Annotated in this window: 13 protein-coding genes and 1 pseudogene; 8 read left to right on the plus strand and 6 right to left on the minus strand. The window is 40.9% G+C overall.

Features of this window, described 5'->3' with window-relative positions:
* Both NIES592_RS15145 and NIES592_RS15150 read left to right on the plus strand, forming a co-directional pair.
* The coding region (locus tag NIES592_RS15145; RefSeq protein WP_256678147.1) for a P-II family nitrogen regulator at positions 1–285 on the plus strand (285 nt) is incomplete at its 5' end.
* 225 nt (positions 286–510) lie between these two features.
* On the plus strand, positions 511–1,212 hold the full coding sequence (locus NIES592_RS15150) for a carbonic anhydrase (RefSeq protein WP_062246824.1): 702 nt from the start codon (positions 511–513) through the stop codon (positions 1,210–1,212).
* Positions 1,213–1,290: 78 nt separating this feature from the next.
* Here the strand turns inward: NIES592_RS15150 and mfd are convergent, their stop codons facing one another.
* Positions 1,291–4,857 carry a transcription-repair coupling factor gene (mfd, locus tag NIES592_RS15155; RefSeq protein ID WP_062246826.1) on the minus strand — a complete coding sequence of 1,189 codons (3,567 nt, stop codon included), beginning with the start codon at positions 4,855–4,857 and terminating at the stop codon, positions 1,291–1,293.
* A gap of 512 nt (positions 4,858–5,369) precedes the next feature.
* Here mfd and NIES592_RS15160 point away from each other — a divergent pair.
* Positions 5,370–6,695 carry a hemolysin family protein gene (locus tag NIES592_RS15160; RefSeq protein WP_073556189.1) on the plus strand — a complete coding sequence of 442 codons (1,326 nt, stop codon included), beginning with the start codon at positions 5,370–5,372 and terminating at the stop codon, positions 6,693–6,695.
* 153 nt (positions 6,696–6,848) lie between these two features.
* Here NIES592_RS15160 and NIES592_RS15165 read toward each other — a convergent pair whose 3' ends face one another.
* Together NIES592_RS15165 and NIES592_RS15170 are read right to left on the minus strand one after the other, a co-directional pair.
* Positions 6,849–7,622: a hypothetical protein gene (locus tag NIES592_RS15165; RefSeq protein ID WP_073556190.1), complete on the minus strand. Its 774-nt coding sequence runs from the start codon at positions 7,620–7,622 to the stop codon at positions 6,849–6,851.
* Between the two features lie 194 nt (positions 7,623–7,816).
* A complete protein-coding gene (locus NIES592_RS15170) occupies positions 7,817–8,035 on the minus strand; it encodes a hypothetical protein (protein ID WP_062246832.1) in 219 nt (72 codons plus the stop codon).
* A gap of 358 nt (positions 8,036–8,393) precedes the next feature.
* Between NIES592_RS15170 and NIES592_RS15175 the strand changes: the two genes are divergently transcribed.
* A complete protein-coding gene (locus tag NIES592_RS15175) occupies positions 8,394–9,686 on the plus strand; it encodes a hypothetical protein (protein WP_073556191.1) in 1,293 nt (430 codons plus the stop codon).
* A 157-nt stretch (positions 9,687–9,843) separates the two neighbouring features.
* On the opposite strand, the gene NIES592_RS15180 is transcribed toward NIES592_RS15175, so the two are convergent.
* Positions 9,844–10,314, minus strand: a complete 471-nt coding sequence (locus NIES592_RS15180; protein ID WP_062246835.1) for a CYTH domain-containing protein — start codon at positions 10,312–10,314, stop codon at positions 9,844–9,846.
* A 497-nt stretch (positions 10,315–10,811) separates the two neighbouring features.
* On the opposite strand from NIES592_RS15180, the gene NIES592_RS15185 reads away from it, so the two are divergent.
* From NIES592_RS15185 to NIES592_RS15195, 3 genes and pseudogenes are all read left to right on the plus strand, one after another.
* Positions 10,812–11,090, plus strand: a complete 279-nt coding sequence (locus tag NIES592_RS15185; protein WP_073556192.1) for a hypothetical protein — start codon at positions 10,812–10,814, stop codon at positions 11,088–11,090.
* Between the two features lie 594 nt (positions 11,091–11,684).
* A complete protein-coding gene (locus NIES592_RS15190) occupies positions 11,685–11,930 on the plus strand; it encodes a hypothetical protein (RefSeq protein WP_009453664.1) in 246 nt (81 codons plus the stop codon).
* A gap of 108 nt (positions 11,931–12,038) precedes the next feature.
* Positions 12,039–12,389 (plus strand): annotated as a pseudogene (locus NIES592_RS15195) (transporter substrate-binding domain-containing protein); the annotation flags it as partial.
* 208 nt (positions 12,390–12,597) lie between these two features.
* Here NIES592_RS15195 and NIES592_RS15200 read toward each other — a convergent pair.
* Entirely contained in the window at positions 12,598–13,185 is a 588-nt protein-coding gene (locus NIES592_RS15200; RefSeq protein WP_062246844.1) for a thermonuclease family protein, read from the minus strand.
* Between the two features lie 129 nt (positions 13,186–13,314).
* Between NIES592_RS15200 and NIES592_RS15205 the strand changes: the two genes are divergently transcribed.
* Positions 13,315–14,061, plus strand: coding sequence for a hypothetical protein (locus tag NIES592_RS15205; protein ID WP_062246846.1), 747 nt, complete (start codon positions 13,315–13,317; stop codon positions 14,059–14,061).
* Positions 14,062–14,980: 919 nt separating this feature from the next.
* On the opposite strand, the gene NIES592_RS25260 is transcribed toward NIES592_RS15205, so the two are convergent.
* Entirely contained in the window at positions 14,981–15,118 is a 138-nt protein-coding gene (locus NIES592_RS25260; RefSeq protein ID WP_178379558.1) for a hypothetical protein, read from the minus strand.
* Between the last annotated feature and the right edge of the window lie 789 nt (positions 15,119–15,907).

The raw sequence follows: 15,907 nt of genomic DNA on the forward strand, positions 1-15,907 counted from the left end.
ATTGCCAACTCTTTTGAACTGGCTAAAATTTTGGAGAGTTTAGACAAATCAGGTGTACATGGACATATCGTCATTCGTAATGTCGCTGGTAAAGGATTACGAGGAACGGCTGAAGATTTGGACATGACGATGCTTGATAATGTTTACATCATCGCTTTCTGTATGCCAGAACAACTCAAGTCAGCGGTGGAAAATATCAGACCCGTACTCAATAAATTTGGGGGAACTTGTTACGTTTCCGATGTGATGGAAATCCGTTCATTAAAATGTGTCGCGTCACTATGAGAAGACAGAAAGCAGAAGGTAATTCCATTAATAAATTGAGGGATTTCAAGCAAGGACACCTTTTGTCTCCACTTTGGAAGTTTCGTAGATGGAAAGAGGCTTCAAGGAAGATTAAAAGATCCTTTTACCCTTTTCTTTTGATAAGTATATTTTCAACACAACTGCCTTTTGCCTCCTGCCCTCTGCCTTTATTGAGTAAAAACCTTACATGCAAGGAAGCTTTTCATGGAACGTCGTGACTTTTTAAAGTGGGGAGCCTTTGGGGGACTGGGTTTGGTGGTAACTGCTAGCGATTTACTCTGGCAGATTAAACAAGTTCAAGCCGCTGAATTACCCGTGACGGCTAGTCTTTCTCTTAGTCCAGATGCTGCACTACAAAGGCTGATGGAGGGAAATCAGCGTTTTGTTCAGCATCAACCCCAATATCCCGATCAATCTCAGGCTCGATTGCAGGAAGTAGCTCAAGCTCAACATCCATTTGCCACTATTTTAAGTTGTGCAGATTCGCGAGTGCCTGCGGAAATTATTTTTGACCAAGGCATCGGTGATATTTTTGATGTTCGCATTGCCGGAAATATTGCTACCCCAGAAGCGATCGGTAGTATTGAATATGCAGTTGCTTTGTTAAATACTCCTTTGCTGATGGTATTAGGTCATGAGCGATGTGGAGCAGTCACCGCCGCAGTGCAAAACGAACGATTACCTGGTGATATCAGCACTTTTGTCAAGGCAATTAAACCAGTCGTAGCCAAGGTCAAATATCAGCCAGGCGATACAGTTGATAATGCTGTAATTGCCAATGTGCATTATCAAATTCAACGGTTAAAGCGATCGCCCCTTTTATCTGAACGTTTACAATCTGGAAAATTGAAAATCGTCGGTGGTCGTTATGATTTAGATACAGGTAGTGTGGGTATTATCACTTAATATCATACTGTTGGTAATTGGTAATGAGCGATCATCTGCGTCATTACCGATTACCAGCCTTGTAAATCAAGATTTGAGTTAAATAACCGCCGCTTCCACAACTGCACCCTGCATTTTCTCAAACGCATCTATTAAGGTTTGCAATTGCTGATCTGCCTTGAACACTCCCAAGCCGCGTACTGTGACTTTTCCTGGTGAATAAACAAAACGAGATTTGAGATTTTCTGGTAAATTTCCTGCTAACAAATTCCAAGCAGGTTCTTCCATTGGTGTTTCTAAAACAACGTGTTGTTTTGCTTCTGGTTTAATGCGACTAAAGCCTAGTTTTTTAGCTAATTGTTTCAATTCCATCACCCGCAATAGTTGACTAGCAGGTTTGGGAATCGTACCGTAGCGATCGCTCCACTCAGCAGCAATTTGTGTTAGTTCTTCTTTAGATTTGGCAGCAGCTACCGCACGGTAAGCACTCATCTTTTGATCGATATCGGGGATGTAATCAGCAGGAACAAAGGCTGTGAGGTTGAGATCAATTTGGGTGTCCTCAACTTTGGGTATTTCTTGTCCCCGGATTTCCCGAATGGCTTCTTCCAACATTTCCATGTATAAATCGAAACCAATTGCTTCCATTTGCCCTGATTGTTCTGCACCCAATAAGTTACCAACACCGCGAATTTCCATATCCCGCACGGCTAATTGATACCCGGAACCCAATTGTGTAAATTCCTGGATGGCTCGTAGGCGTTGGCGGGCAGCATCAGATAATGTGCGTTGTTTCGGGTAAAATAGCCAAGCGTGAGCCTGAATCCCTGCACGTCCTACCCTTCCCCGCAACTGATACAACTGTGCTAAACCAAAACGATGGGCATCTTCTATCAAAATTGTATTGACGCGGGGGATATCTAAACCAGATTCAATAATTGTGGTACAAACCAAGATATCTGCTTCCGCACTACTGAAGGAAAGCATAATCGATTCTAATTCGCCTGCTTCCATTTGTCCGTGAGCGATCGCTATTCTCGCCCCTGGGATCATTTCCCGCAGCTCCTCTGTTCTTTTTTCGATACCTTCGACACGGGGTACGACATAGAACACCTGTCCGCCTCTGTCGAGTTCTTGCCGAATGGCACTGCGGACTGTTTCTGGGTTCATTGGTGCAAGATGAGTTTTGATCGGACGGCGGGATGGTGGCGGTGTAGTAATCAAACTCATTTCCCGGATACCCGATAAAGACATATATAAGGTACGGGGGATGGGTGTGGCTGAGAGAGTCAGTACATCCACCTGAGTTTTCAAAGTTTTAATTTTTTCTTTTTGGTTCACCCCAAAGCGCTGTTCTTCATCCACCACCAACATTCCCAAATCTTTGAAATGTACGTCTTTACTCAATAGTTGGTGTGTACCCACTACTACATCTAATTCACCCGTTGTCAAGCGTTTTTGAATATCGCGGCGTTCTTGGGGACTGCGGAAGCGGTTAAGTAAACCAATGTTAATCGGGTAAGGCGCAAAGCGTTCTTTAAGAGTGTGATAGTGTTGCTGCGTTAGGATAGTAGTAGGTGCAAGGAGTGCCACTTGTTTGCCGGCGGTGACTGCTTTAAAGATAGCGCGGATAGCCACCTCAGTTTTACCGAAACCGACATCGCCACACACTAAGCGATCCATTGGGCGATCGCTTTCCATGTCCCGCTTCACATCTTGTACAGCTTTGAGCTGATCGGTTGTGGGTTGGTAAGGGAACGAATCTTCTAGTTCTTGCTGCCAAGGCATATCTGCCGGAAAGGCAAAACCTTTTTGTTGCGATCGCGCTGCATATAATTTCAGCAAGTCCACCGCCAGTTTCTTTATGGCTTTGCGGACTTTGTTCTTGGTATTTTCCCAAGCCTTACCAGTCATTTTATTTAGTTCTGGTGGCTTATCGCTGGTGGTACGAAAGCGTGATAAAGCATTGACTTGATCGGCTGCTACCCGTAACAAACCATCTGCGTATTGCACGACTAAATAATCACGGGTTTCATTGTTAACCGTGAGACTTTCCAGCTTGAGGAATTTACCGATACCGTGATTTCTGTGAACTACATAATCACCGGGACGGAGTTTGTTGGGGTCTACTTGCTTAGAAGCAGCTTGACGACGCTTACGGATATAACCGAAAGTTGCCAGAGTATGTTGTCCGTAAAATTCCCGGTCAGTGACAATCACTGTGCGAAAAGTCGGCAGGATAAAACCTTCCAACTCTGCCAAACCGGAATATTTCAGAGCAACTGGTACGTGATTAATTTGTAACTTGTCGATCGCCTGGTAGTCGCGGGGATTCGGGATAAACTGGGCAGGACAATCGTGTTCTTGCAACAGCGAGACGGAACGGCTAGGTTGTGCCGAAATTAACCAAATCGAGAAATGGCGATCGCGCTCTTGTCTAAGGGTTTCAGCAATTTTGGCATAAGCGTGGGGCGTCGTTGGTAGTCCACGACAAGCAAGATTTATACCTTGATTTTCTTCAGCAATTTCTGATAAATATACTTTCTTAAATGCTTGGGAAGCAGCCAAACAATCATCAAACCAACAATGAATTTTTGGTAAGGCAATTAAAGCTGCTTCTAAAGCTCGATCACCTTCGTCCTCATCTGCTCCCTTGCTGCCTAAAAGTAGCCACTGTTCCTCGGCATTTTCTACCCAGCGATCGCTATGAGCATGACACTGTTCTGGTTCATCAATAGCAATTAAAGTATTTGCTGGTAAATAATCTAATAATGAAGCTGGTTTTGTGAAAGCCAAGCCTAAAAAGCGACGGCTACCTTCTAAAGATGTACCTGCTTCAAACTGTTCTTTTTCGACTGCGCAAAGATAGGTTTTGACATTTTCTAGCCTTTCCCCACTCAAAGCTGCCATTACCACAGGCGCAAAGCTAGTGGGAGTGAGAATTAATTGGTCGATTTTATCTAAAGCTGAACGTTGAGTTGCCGGATCAAATTCTCGGATTTGCTCGATTTTGTCACCAAACCACTCTAAGCGGACTGGCAGTTCAGAGGACACAGGAAACACATCAACAATATCACCCCGGCGACTCCACTGCCCTTCTGTTTCTACTAATGCAACCCGTTCGTACCCCAGACTCGCTAATTTTTCACTGAAACTATTTAAATCCAATTCCATCCCTTGTTTGAGGGTAAAACAGAAAGGAGCAAAGCTTGTTGGCGGTGGTAGGTGGGGTTGTAAGGCGGCGTGGGTGGCGACGATGGCGAACTTAGGAGATGGGGACAAGGGGGACAAGGAGGAATTTTCTTCCTTGTCTTTGCCTTCCCATTGATACTTGACCAAATCTGCCAATACCTGCATCTGTCCCCAAGTCATTTCGGTTTCAGGGTCAAAAGGTTCGTAGGGGGATGCTTCGGATGTGGGATAAAAATGTATAGTTTGCCATCCCATCGCCTCCAGTTGTGCTGTCCAGCGTCCAGCTTCCTCCAAAGTGGCACAGACCACAAATAAATTCTGTCCCTTAGTTTGAGCTAATGCCGAAGCTAGCAAGCCTTTTGGCAAGCGAGGAATGCCATTTAAATGTAAATCTTGTTGCCGATCCAGCTTGGAGATAAATTCTGTGGTGAGCGGCGATCGCCCTAGAGCGCGCACAATGGAAGAAAATGCCATAACTTTTTAAATAGGTGGGAGTCGTTCTGACCAGCAATGCACAATCATAGCGTTTACTTTAACTATTTTAGAAATGTCAACGATAATCGAGCCTTATTTGAAAATAACAGAGGGTAGATGGGGTAAGAATTTTCATGTTTGGTTGTGTACCAACATTCATGAATGGCTTACTTGAAAATATGTTAGTCCCTAGTACAATTACGACTGGACAATAGCTAATATACCGAAACAGTCTTTAACAGTCTTTCTTGACTGATTAATCACTTAATGAATAATGACTAATGGCTGGGTTTGTCTACATAACTCTTTGAGGTGTCTATAGTCAGGTATCCAGGGTCAATTGTCCATAGTAAAGATTTATTTTACGATTGACGATTGATTTTTGACCTAACTGAACACAGACGCGCCTTCTTCGGCTTCCGACAGGATAGCTAAGTAAGTGTTAGATACCGGATACTAATTCAGATTAAAGTTTAAAATGTGGTTGCCGATAGCATCGGTAATTTTAAAGAATGTCACCAACTATCGAAATTCTAATTATTCTTCTACTAATCTTCGCCAACAGCCTGTTTGTCATGTCTGAGTTGGCGATCGTCTCAGCTCGAAAAGTGCGTCTGCAACAGCTTGCCGAACGCGGGGATCAGAAGGCTCGTGTTGCTTTGGAACTGGCTTCCTCTCCCAACAAATTTTTGGCTACTGTTCAGGTAGGCATTACTCTGCTTGGTATTTTATCCGGTGCTTTTGCTGAATCGACCATAGCCAGAAGACTAGAGCCTATTTTAGGTTTTGTCCCTTGGTTGCAACGCTATGCTGATGCGATCGCCACTGTCATTGCTGTTTTGATTATCACTTACCTGACGTTGATTCTTGGCGAATTGGTTCCCAAGCGATTGGCATTGAACCACCCAGAACCAATTGCCTCTATAGTTGCTATTCCGATGCGGATGTTGTCAACAATTGGCTCACCAATTGTTTCTTTATTAAGTATTTCTACTGATGCAGTGCTGCGTATATTAGGAATTAGACCATCCACAGAACCACAAATCACAGAAGAAGAAATCCGGGTTTTAATCGAGCAAGGTACTGAAGAGGGGACTTTTGAGGAAGCGGAACAAGATATGGTAGAGCGAGTATTTCGCTTAGGTGATCGCCCTGTCAGTTCTTTTATGACACCGCGTCCGGATATTGTCTGGCTAGACTTGGATGATTCTCCCACAGAAAATCGTCAAAAGATAATTGAAAATGGTTATTCTCGGTATCCGGTTTGTCAAGGAGGACTAGATAATGTCCTTGGTATAATTGCTGTGACTGACTTGTTGGCTCGGAGTTTGTGTGGAGAACAGCTAGATTTAACTGCAGCCTTGCGAAAGGCTGAATTTGTCCCAGAAAGCACCCGTGGCTTGAAAGTTTTGGAGTTGTTCAAACAAACTGTCACTCACATGGCTTTGGTGGTAGATGAATACGGTGTGATTCAGGGATTAGTCACTCTCAACGACGTGATGATTGAAATTGTTGGTGATGTTCCCACAGCCGATGAACTGGAAAATCCCCAAGCTGTACAACGGGAAGATGGATCTTGGTTATTAGATGGAATGTTATCTGTAGAAGAATTTTTTGAAATGTTCGACCTTGAGGAATATCTACGAATTCATCAAGGTAATTACCAAACATTGGGTGGTTTTGTGATTACCCATCTCGGCCGAATTCCCGCAGCCGCTGATCACTTTGAATGGCAAGGTATGCGTTTTGAAGTCATGGATATGGATGGTAATCGCGTGGATAAAGTCCTGGTTATACCAAAACAGATGCGATCGGCTGATCAGGAAAAAGGAGATTAGGGTTTTGGGGAGATGGGGTGATGACAGGGGTATGAGGGGTGTGTGGGGTGTGAGAAGTACAAGGATAGAAAATTTTTTTTACTCCTCACACTTCCCCCACTCCACCCTTACCTTAAGCCGCTACGCGTCTACACACTCCCCATACTCCCGATTCTAGGCTGTTTTAAAAAATCTAATAATCTCACGAACATGGTCGAGAAATTGCCCGTCGGTGGAAAGTTGAGCGATCGCAGCCCTTGCTTCTCTTGCTAGGCGTTCGTGTTCTGTTTGATTTGTCGCGCGTAATTCTTCTAAATAAGCAGAAAGACGAGCCAATTCTTTGCGTGTTTCTTCTGTGTAACGTTGTTGATTTGCTACTAGCGAGTAGGAATTTTCGGGGTCTAGTTGTTCTTCTATGCGTTTAATCCTGTCTTCGTTGACATCAAAGCGGTTACGGAGTTCAACAATGTCTTGGCGGGGATATTTCCATTCATTCCCAATCGCAGTTAAGCGTGTATATAAATATTCATAAGCACTGATCGCTGGACGTAAACCTGTTAAGAGTAAAGCCGCGCCAGAACCGAAATATCCGACAGCACTAATACCTTTAAGAGCGAGAATATAAAGACCAGCTGCTGAGATTAAGTGTAAAGTAATGGCAATTAGGAGCGATCGCTTGGCCAAAATCTTCACATAATCCACTTGTTTATCATCAACAGGGATTTCTTTTTCTTTTGATTGCTCTGCCTCTGCTAATACTTCTTTGGCTTTAAAATAGACATTCCAAGGCACTGTCACAATCACTAACAACCACCAAAAACTTGCACCACCAATCACCCAATCCAAAAAGTTACCAGAGGGTAAATGAAACCATTGAAATATACTAAAAATTAGCAATACGGAAACTACAATTCCAATACTAGAACTGAGAAAAAAGTTAAGATACATAATGCTTTAATTCCCATGCAGGTCTTTTTTCCCATCATGGCTTTTAGTTAATAGAAAAACATAAAAGCTTGTGATGGTTTTCAGAGCTACACACAGTTATGGGTAATGCGTATTTAATTGCCAATGCAATAAAAGTAATTACACATTTTGGCATACCCCCCGTTGCTTGAGAAATTGCTTTAGCCTAGCTGTTTTTATTGATTAGTTGTAGGCTTTAGAAATAGCCATGCGACAAAAAATGTGGCTGCTGTGAACAATTGCGTTAAATCCAATGCAGATAGATATCCATCTGCAAACGAAGCAATACTTCTATCTGTAATGCCAAATAACCAAGAAGAGATGCCAAACAGCCAAATTCCATTCTTCAGATAGCCAACAAATTCCTTGGATTCAGAAGGTTGCTGGTTATTCATGCTTTTTTGTCTCCGTTAGTTAAAAAAATACGCAAAGAACCTAGATATGACGAAAAACCACCAGTAGCTGTCTTGGCTACCAGTGAAATACCGATGTGATATTGATTACATGTGCGTTTTTCCTGACTACTATTAATTTCTGTATAACTATATTAATAAATATTTTAAATTATTGACATAACTATCCAAAGGTACATTGTGATCAAACCATGTCAAAAGCAAAAGGTTTGAGGTTAAAGTGACTTTGATGAATTTCCTTTCCCCTTACCCTTTAACCTTTTCCCCTACTGCCAAGCCGCGAAAAATAAAACTTTATACTTGAAGAAGAAAGAGTAGTTTTCAACAGGAGGGGAGAGCAATGGCTCCCAATCCCGCCATCATGCAAGCTGTAGAACGGTTGGGTTATCGTGTCACAGTGGGCGATGTGGCATCCCAGGCAGGATTAAATGTCGAACTCGCAAGTGCTGGACTATTAGCACTCGCATCAGACGCTAGTGGACATATGCAGGTAGCAGAATCAGGCGATATTGTTTACCTGTTTCCGCGCAATTTTCGAGATATTTTGCGTAACAAATACTTGCGGTTGCAGTTGCAGGAGTGGTGGAGAAAAATCTGGAGTGTCCTATTTTATATAATCCGGATTTCTTTTGGTATTTTACTCATAGCTTCTATCGCCTTAATTTACATCACTATCCTCGTGATTATTATGTCTGCTAACTCTGATCGCGATAGTGGCGATCGCGGTAGTGATTTTGGCGGAGGCTTTTTCTATTTTCCCAATTTATTTTGGTATTTCAGTCCCAACTACGACACCTACTACCCAGAAAGACAACAGGAACGAAGACAAAGCGATCTGAACTTTCTGGAAGCAGTATTTTCATTTTTGTTTGGTGATGGGAACCCCAACGCCAACTTGGAAAAACGTCGTTGGCGGACAATTGCAGCAGTAATTCGCAATAATAAAGGCGCAGTGGTAGCTGAACAAATAGCTCCCTACCTTGATGATATTGGTGAAACATATCAACAAGAGTATGAAGATTATATGCTGCCAGTTTTGACGCGATTTAATGGTCAGCCAAAAGTAAGTCCAGAAGGGCAAATTGTCTATTATTTCCCAGATTTACAAGTGAGTGCTGCGAAAAAACGCGATCGCTCAATATCACCCTATCTAGAAGAATTACCCTGGCGTTTTAGTGCAGCTTCTTCCGGACAAATTCTCCTCAGTGCTGGGTTGGGTGTCGTCAATATTGTCGGTGCTTTAATTCTGGGAAGCTTGTTAAGAGATGGTACAGCAGCAGCTGTTTTAGGCGGATTAGTAGCTTTTGCCCAAGGAATTTATTGGCTGCTGTTGGCTTATGGTATTGGTTTTTTGGGGATACCCTTAGTACGTTATTTTTGGATTCAATGGCGTAATCGTAAAATAACTGAACGCAACCGTACTAGACAAGCACGAGCCAGAGTATTAGCAAGTGCAGATACTCAATTGCAACAAAAAATAGCCTATGCAGGACAATTTGCAGCCGAAAAAATAGTTGGTAAAGAAGATTTAGTGTATTCCACTGAAACCGACTTGCTAGAACAGGAAGTTGAGCGTAGTGATCAAATTGACGCAGAATGGCAGAAGCGTCTTGAGGAAGGGAGTAGGGAATAGGAGATGGGGAGTGTGAGGAGTGTGAGGAGTGTGAGGAGTGTGAGGAGTGTGGGGAGTGTGGGGAGTGTGGGGAGTGTGGGGAGTGTGGGGAGTGTGGGGAGTAAACAACTAAGCACTAACTACTAACAACCAACCACCAACCACCAACAACCAACCACTAACCACCCCATTGTGAAAAGGGGTTTTTGACTAAATTACTGTTGAAATATCTGGGGTCTTCTGAAACTTCTTCACCAATCCAAGGAGGTAATTCAATTTTTTGTGTTTCTTGATTGAGTTCGACTTCTGCTAATATTAGCCCTTTATTAACACCTTCAAATTCGTCTATTTCCCAAACTAAACCACCCCAGCCTATTTTATATCTAGTCTTTTCTATTAAAGGGCGATCGCACAACTTATCCAGCATTTCTTGAGCATCTTCAATCGGAATAGAATATTCAAACTCAGACCTAGAGTAGTTAATACTGGGGCCTTTTATCGTTAAATAACCTTGGTTGCCTACTATGCGGACACGTACAGTAGCTTGTTTTTGTGTAGCAATGTATCCCTGACGATATACACTACCTTTAGCCAGTTTTCTCCACTCATCTCCTTTAACTAAAAATTTACGCTCTATTTCTTTCGCCATAATAATCCCTTCATTAAATTGGTGTTTTGTTGGTAGTAGTTATTAGTTATTTGTTGTATAGAGAAGTGCAATTTTGATATATAAAGTCAATTTACTAAGAGCAATAATATTTCAATAGTAATGAATAATTAACAATCAGCAATTACCATTCAACAATCAACGCATAATCTATCTGTAATCTGTGTTTATCGGTGTTTATCGGTGTTCGCTTTCTAAAACAGAAATTTTCTTACCGCCTTAATTCATATCAGATATAATTTATATTTATTTACATATCATATTTATTTCTGGAATTTTATTTAGCTATCTAGTAGTTCTATCTAAGCTTAAGTTTTTTTGAGAATTGTTTGGGTCTTGCCTTAAAAGTGCATAAATTGATTTAACTGCATCATATAGTTAAATCAGGAAATTTTTGAGAGATTTTGAAGTGTTCCCAAGCACTAGTGTGGGTGATGAAAAAGCTTGACATAAACTCTAATCTATAAAGGAGAATTTATATGTCGAACAATGCCGAGCATGTATTTGTAGATGTTGTAGAGACTAATCACAAATCAGTAGTTCAAAGATATCTACAAAATCCCTTTTCTATTGCATGGTCAAAATTGTCTACCTTAACACAATCTATCCACAGCCGCACAGCAGAAGTACAGCAAGAAAATCAATTTGAAGAAGACAGACCAGATTCTACCCAAGAGCGATATTTATACCGTCCCTTTACAGATCGCATCGACCCATCACTTTACTATGCGATTTTCTTTCACAACCAACACTTATAAGCTTGAGTGAATATAAATTAAAAGCTGTTTATTTATCCAGTTAGCTTGTGTTTGTACCCATGAGTAGCCATCATTTTTAAGCGATAGGCAATCAGTGTCTTGAAAATGGGCGTGAGGGTGTAAGGGTGTAGGGGCGAGGGAGTTCAATTTTTTATTGCCTCATTGTGTAATTTATCACATGAGTGTCTAGCTTTGTTATTCCTGTAGAAAATAAGCAGCTTTTACTTTTTACAACCATATCACTGCCTCATTTTAGTGAAACCTATATTGAAAATAGGGTAAAGGTTGAAGGGACAACAAGCTAGCTAAAGTGCTTGCTGTATGAGATTCATGCTTGGTGGTGAGTAAAAATTTTTTATTGGGACTGGCTTCTACTTATTTCCGGTCTATTTGTGTAAAACGTGTAATGATCTAGTAAGTGCTAAGTACTTAGACAGAATTAATTACACAGATTATTTCTTTATTGCCTATTGCCTATTGCTGCCTATTGCCTGTCTCCACGAATGAATTTAATTTTGTCCAACTACTTACTAGATGCTGCTTGTGCAGTTACACTACCATTGTTAAAGCTAGAATAATTTTTATTTATAGATCGTGAAGAACAATCTTTCCTGGGAGTTAATTAAAATTCTTCACTTCAATTCCCAAACACACCAAGAAGAAGTACATGCTCCGCCATTATCGGCCCTTAAAGAGCGTGACTGGAAGGCATTGAAAGAACTTTTTGACAGGAAAGATGGTGATGAAATTGAAGCAGATATCAACAGTAAATTGTGTTTGATGGTTCCAGAACCATGTTGGGAAGATGAACCCTTTGATTTCTTGCGCGAATATCTTTAAATGATTTGTTGGTGGTTAGTAGTTAGTGGTTAGTGGTTAGTAGTTATCTCTTACTGCTCACACTCCCCACCTCCCCACCACTCCATTCAGGCGACTCAGAAAAGTACGCAGGCGATCGCTAAGGCGGCTAATTTTAATGTTAATTTCCAGAGTATACCGTTTGATGGGATTATCCCAGCTTTACAAGCAAAAACAGTGGATGCAGCGATTAGTTCGATCACTATTACGGAGGAGAGGGCGAAAGCTGTTTCTTTTTCGCGTCCTTATTTTAAGGCGGGGTTAGCGATCGCTGTTCGTGCTGACAATCAAGATATTACTAATTTTGCAAGTTTGCAGAATAAAAGAATTGCTGTGCAAATTGGTACTACTGGTGCAAAGAAAGCTCAAAGTATTCCAGGGGCGAAAATTCGCAGTTTTGATTCTGCACCTTTGGCATTACAAGAGTTGGCAAATGGTAATAAAATAATAGACACACATCGATAAACTATCTGTGTGCATCTGTGTGCATCTGTGTTCGATTTTCATGGATTTTTTCTGGTTGTGAGTTATCTCATAAGTCCAATATTTTTTGGGAAGGCGAACACCGATACACACCGATAAACACTGATGATTTATCGCCTTGTACTGTGTTCATCTGTGTTCGTAATCATTTAATATTTTTTGCCTTTTAGCTTTGAGATTTTAACTTATACAAACTTCTATATTCCCAAGGTTTCACAAATTTGGCATCGCTCCAAACGCCTCTTTGATTTGCTTTGGCTTCGGTTTCGGCTTGTTGAATGATCTCTTTACTAGGACATTTATTTAAATAAGGACGATAAACTAGTGCTAACCCTTCACGTACTAACAATTCTTGAATAAAAGTACCATTACGTAATCTAACTTCTGCAACTTTGCGCCCATAGCGATCGCTATCTGTAACTGTTAAATTAACGCGATCGCCTGCTTGGTTGATTAGTTCTTGCACTCTTGCTTGCGCTTTTGTTCCCCAAGTAAATTGGTTGCGATCGCTGGCGGCTTTACTTTGTCTTTCTTTTGTGGAATGAGGTATTTCTGGTGCATCCACACAAGCAAAGCGGACGGTAAATTCATTACCTTTTGTATCTTTGATTCTGAGAGTATCACCATCGCTGACTCGTTCTACCATGTCGCCTGAAGGAAACAGGCGATCGCATCCCATCAAACCAAAAATTAGGATAGCCGTACAAAGCCAAAGTAAAGGTTGTTTACTTATTTTCACAACGCTAAAATTCATAGTCCTCCTTGTCTGGTTGCTTGCCAAATGTATCAGAATTACGGCGCATCATCACGTAGACAGAAGTTGAATAGATATTGAGCGTTAGTATAAGAAATGTAAACTCCCAACAGTAAGTATAAGTTTCTCATGAACTTTTTGACTTACGTCATGCATCTTGTGGGTTCGGGTGCAGTTGCATACTACAGCGCCGCACAAATCCGTGACTCTAAAACCCGTCCTAATGTTCTCGCAGGTTTTCAGTTAGCAGAATCTGGTTCTGTGCCTTTTTTGACAAAACTTAGCGATCGCGCCGCCGCAGAAGGCGATACATGGTTAGCAGAAAAATTGGCAAAACATGCAGCAGATGAAACCAGACATGGTCAAATTTTTGCCCATGCTTTAAAGCAGCTGAATAAACAAGTGATTGATTTCAAAAGCTTACCGCAAGCAACTGAGGAAAACAAATCACAACAAAGACGTAGCCCATTTTTTGCTGCGTACTACGATGGTTACACTCAAGAACAGTTAAAACCAGATGTGATTGACTGGGATGTTTTCATGGGTAGCACCTACATCCTAGAACTAGACGCCAGTAAGGATTTTGCACGGATGGCAAACGTGTTGCCTGATGATGATCCAAAAAGTCGTAATCTCAAGTTAGGGATGTTGAGTGTTGCCAAGGATGAAACTGGCCATGCTGGATATCTCTACGAAGCAATGATGCGACGCATGTCTGCTGTTGAGGTGCAAAAACTAGTAGATGAGTGGCGTACTCGTAAAGTAAACGCTTTGTTGGCGTTTGCGAGTAATATATTGCAAGGTAAAGGACAAACTCGTTCTTTAGTACAAGATAGTGCTGCTTCGGAAAGTGACTCCGAACTAATTGTCGCTTAATAATTGCGCAGGGGAATGTAGGGAGAAATAATTAGATCTCTTGCACAAATATTTTTTACCCCACCCTAACCCTCCCCTTGTAAAGGGGAGGGAACTATATATGATTTATGAGAATCGCAAAACCTAGATACCCAAATTTTTAGAAATGTCGGGGATCTTTGTTGTATGAACTTTTTTACAATTAGAATCCAGTATTATTTACATTGTCATTTAAAAACTACACAATTTCGTAAATTTTTGAAGAACGCATTACTAAATATACTGATCCCGAATCAATAGTTTGATATGCTGTTACAGCATATCAGTCAAAGCTGCTTAAGTACACACTTAAGTAGTATCTAGGTTTTTATTTTTATGTTTTCATTAGATCAAAAAAAGAGTTCAAAACAATCTTTTCAATCTCCGGCAAATAAAGTGTCTTGGTATTATCGAAATATAGTCTTTGTGAGTGTGTTTTTTGCTGTTATATCCACTTGCATCTATGGGATTTATTCCTTGAAATTCACTTTAATTACTTCTAATTTGAGTCGTTCATCTCAATCATTTCACCCCACATCTATTCCTTGGCTAACTAATAAAGCTGATTGTGAACATAATCTTAGTCGAGTCTGGCGTGAAGGTCATTGTTGGGATTATGAACACGATCCTAGTTTTTGAAGTACATAAATGATGACGATAAGCTCCAAGTAACCATTTAGCTAATTTTACAAGAGTTATTATGGGGCGGGTACACCAATAATACTTGCAAATTGGCTTTGGGTATCTAGATAAAACGAACACCGATGCACACAGATACACACGGATGGATCATGGGTTTGCTGTTAAGTTAATTCCTAATCCCAAATCCCAAATCCCTATTTTCAAGACATTTTCATCGGAAATTTATTAACCACACAGATTACTTGGAGTTTTGCCTAATTCAAACAGAAGCAAACATTGTCACCAAAATTAACATTACAGCCAAACCGCAAACCCAAAGTATTAAAGATCCCCAGCTAACAGAATCTTGTTGTATTTTCTGCCATAAACTATTTTCTGAATTATTGCGAGTTGCCATAATTCCTAACCTCCAATTTTTGATTGCGCCTCAATACACATTCAGTTGCTCAGCAGTGATATTTACAGCAGATTTCATCTGAGTAAGGTACGGAAGAACCCCACCCTCAAGGAGTTTTAAGGAGGGTTGTACTCCATCTTGATGCAAAGAGCCGTAAATCACTACATACGTAATTAGCAGATGCTTGCTTTTATTAAGCTTTTTCTACTTAAAAAGATGATCAATGTTATTTGATTATGTTTTTTATTCTGCTATAACAAGCGATCACACAATCAAGTATGTGAACATTCTTAATATATTTTGTGGTTAGCTCATTAGTTGCAGCATTTTTCTTTTCACTATGGAGTGTATTGCAAGCAATTGTTGGTAAAAAAAAACTGATTCTCATAGTTGATGAAATATCATCTCATACCAATTCCAAAAATGTTTGCAATAGATAACTCCACCCGCCTAACAGCACCCTTCCCGCTCTCGCTATACATCATCTTACTTAAACAAAAAGATGCTTCGAGTCAATAAAGACAAGAAGCATCCAATATTAGTGTTTTGACTTTGGCGATTTCACCATTGACAGTACTATTGTACTAAAAAAAGGTGAATCGCGACCACAAAGTGATAGCGGAAGGTAGTTACCCTCTTGTTAAACGGACATGTTCTAGAATTCGCTGTTTGCGGTCATTTGAACTGGAGTTCAGCGTAGGCTTTATAAAGTCGTTTGTACTCCGAGCTAGATGCTCCATGATTCGCTTTTGACGGTCAGATTGTGTAGCCATAATCTAGTGTAAGATA

It is taken from the genome of Fischerella major NIES-592, assembly GCF_001904645.1.
Classification (GTDB): domain Bacteria; phylum Cyanobacteriota; class Cyanobacteriia; order Cyanobacteriales; family Nostocaceae; genus Fischerella; species Fischerella thermalis.